We start from the raw sequence: 2,871 nt of genomic DNA on the forward strand, positions 1-2,871 counted from the left end.
CCGCATCAGGCCAGGGCCCGGCCGAGACCACAGACGAGCCGCTGGCCAAGGTGATCCCGCTGGGACTGTTCGACCCGCTGGAAAACCCCTGGAGAAGCTCGTGAGCCTGCTCGATGCGCTGGAGGGCGTTGCCGAAAGTCGTCAGGACGTCGCCGGCCTTCGGACCCACGTGCTGCGGCTTGAGGGCCTTGGCGGCGTCGGTGAAGATCTTTCCGGTCGGCGCGTCGCTGAAGAACGGGTTCTTGAACCCGGTGATGGTCGGGTCGTCGTAGAGGGCGGGGATGGAGGGAAGGGCCCCGGCGTCGGTGAACAGCTTGAGCTGGGTGTCCTTGTTGGTCAGCAGGTCGATGAGCTCGGCCGCCTCCTTGGGGTGCTTGCCCTGCTTGGGGGCCATCAGGTGCGTGCCGCCCTGGTTGCCGCCGCCACCGCCGGGCACCGCCGCCACGTCCCACTTGCCGGCCGTGGTCGGGGCCGCGTCCTTGATGCTGCCGGTCTTCCAGGACGGGCAGATGATGGTCGCGAACGAGCCCTTGGTGAGACCGGTGTTCCACGGCGGGCTGAAGGCGTTGAGCTTGGCCGACTCGTCGGCCTGGATCATCTGGGCCGACAGGTCGAACGCCTTCTTCACGTCCGGGTTGGTGCCGGCGACCAGGTTGTTCTGCTCGTCGTAGAACCCGACGGGGGCCTGGTCGACCATGGCGCGGAAGTTCTCACCGGGGCCGTCGAACCACTTGGCGCCCGACACCTTCGCGCCGACGAACTTCTTGCCCGCCTCCAGGTACGCCTCCCAGGTGGGCCAGAGCTGCGACACCTCGTCCCGGTTGGTGGGCAGGCCGGCCTTCTTGAACAGGTCGGTGCGGTAGCACATGGCGAGGCCGCCGACGTCGGTGCCGAGACCCAGCAGCTGGGTGCCGTCGGTGGACAGACCCTGCTTCCATTTCCAGTCGAGGTAGTCGCTCTGCCGCTTGCCGAGGCCGTAGTCGTTGAGGTTGTAGAACTTGTCGGCCAGCGGGGTGAACGTGGCGATGTAGCCCGCCTCGACCGCCTCGACGTCGGCAGCGCCCGCCCCCGTGGCCAGCTGCGTGGTGAGGTTCTTGTGGTGGTCGTTGAACTGTGCCCGGCGCTCGACGATCTCGACGTTCGGGTGCGTCTTCTTGAACTCCTCGTACAGAGGAGCGAAGTGGAAGTCGCTGAACAGCGCGACCGTCAGCTTGATCTTCTCGGCCGGCTGTGTGGCGCCCGAAGAGGCACCCGCGCCGCCACCGCTGTCACCGCCACATGCGGTCACGCTGACGGCCAGTACGGCGGCGAGTAGCGGGGTGACGAGCATCCCGGGGCGAAGCTTGCCCATAGACCCTCCCTGGGGGGCTATTAATGATCATGGAGGGAGCGCTCCCTGAGAAGGTTCATTCCGTTGCGCCCCCCGTGTCAACGGGTTCGCCGATAACGATCGTCGTGACCTGGACACCGGTTCCGCCCCCTCCCCTAGGGAGCGCTCTCTCTGTTCCCTCACCGTTCATGCAGGTCAGAGGGCAAGAAGAAGTGTTTCCTGAGCAGATTGAGAGCGCTCTCAGATCTGCGTCACCGATTGCGCGCGGATGTGCGCAAGGTTTCCTCCGAGTTAATTGGGCCCTTGACAGCTCCTGGCGAGAGAGCGCACTCTCGATCTCCGGGAGCGCTCCCCGAACCCCATGCCTGCCGAGGAGACGCCGTGATCGTCCGCACCGGCCGCGGTCCTTGCACGCCGACCATCGCCCCACGGTCGACCCGGGCGGCGGCGAGCTCCTGTCGTACGGCGACGCGACCACCGTTCTCCCGGAGAAGCTGCTCGTCGACTACGTCCGCGTCTACCAGTGAGCGCCACCGGGGCCCGCGCCAGTGGGGCCCCGGTCACCCCCCACCCCCTGGATGCCGCCATGCCCGCGAAACCCTCGATCCGCCGATGGGCCGGTGCCACGCTGCTGGCGCTGGCTCTCATCGCGCAACCGCTCCCGGCGCACGCCGCGCCGGTCGACCCCGCCCAGTTCCAGCAGGTCACCCTCGCCAAGGGCGTGGCCGAGGTGGGCGAACCCATGTCCATGGCCGTGATGCCCGACCGCTCGGTCGTGCACACGGCCCGTGACGGCACAGTGCGCGTCACCGACGCCGCCGGGAACACGAAGGTCTCCGGCAAACTGGCCGTGTACTTCAACGACGAGGAGGGCCTGCAGGGCGTCGGCGTCGACCCCGGGTTCGCCTCCAACCGGTTCATCTACCTGTACTACGCCCCGCCGCTCAACACCCCGCCGAACGGCTCCCCGCTGGACGGCACCCCGGCCGACTTCGCCAAGTTCGAGGGCGTCAACCGGCTGTCGCGCTTCACGCTGAACGCCGACAACACCCTCAACACCGCCAGCGAGAAGACCGTCCTTGAGGTCAAGACCAACCGGGGCGCCTGCTGCCACGTCGGCGGCGACATCGACTTCGACGCCGCGGGCAACCTGTATCTGACCACCGGCGACGACACCGAGCCCGGCTTCAACGACGGCTACGCCCCGCTGGACGACCGTGCGGGCCGTGCGCCCTTCCTGGACGCGCAGCGCGGCGCGGCCAACACCAACGACCTGCGCGGCAAGGTGCTGCGCATCAAGGTCAACGCCGACGGCTCGTACTCGATCCCGGCCGGCAACATGTTCGCGCCGGGGACGGCGAACACCAGGCCCGAAATCTACGCCATGGGGTTCCGCAACCCGTTCCGGATGAGCGTGGACAAGGCCACCGGCGTGGTCTACCTCGGTAAGTTCACCGTACGTCCTAGGACGTTTCAAGGCTCTTTGGGGACGTTTCTGTGACCTCAAAGACGTTCCGCCTACGTCCCCCAGCGAAGTTCAA

General features: G+C 67.4%; 2 protein-coding genes. One reads left to right on the forward strand and one right to left on the reverse strand.

What is annotated here, in order from left to right; genetic code table 11:
• A partial coding sequence (locus tag AB0B89_RS35875; protein WP_358562088.1) for an extracellular solute-binding protein occupies positions 1-1,351 on the reverse strand: 1,351 nt, incomplete at its 3' end.
• A 565-nt stretch (positions 1,352-1,916) separates the two neighbouring features.
• Between AB0B89_RS35875 and AB0B89_RS35880 the strand changes: the two genes are divergently transcribed.
• Positions 1,917-2,831 carry a PQQ-dependent sugar dehydrogenase gene (locus AB0B89_RS35880; RefSeq protein WP_358562091.1) on the forward strand — a complete coding sequence of 305 codons (915 nt, stop codon included), beginning with the start codon at positions 1,917-1,919 and terminating at the stop codon, positions 2,829-2,831.
• Positions 2,832-2,871: the final 40 nt, after the last annotated feature.

Source organism: Sphaerisporangium sp. NPDC049002, from assembly GCF_040649355.1.
GTDB lineage: Bacteria > Actinomycetota > Actinomycetes > Streptosporangiales > Streptosporangiaceae > Sphaerisporangium.

Excerpts from the sequence above, each read along its gene's own strand:
- AB0B89_RS35880 (WP_358562091.1), top strand. The coding sequence starts at position 1,917 with ATGCCCGCGAAACCCTCGATCCGCCGATGGGCCGGTGCCACGCTGCTG.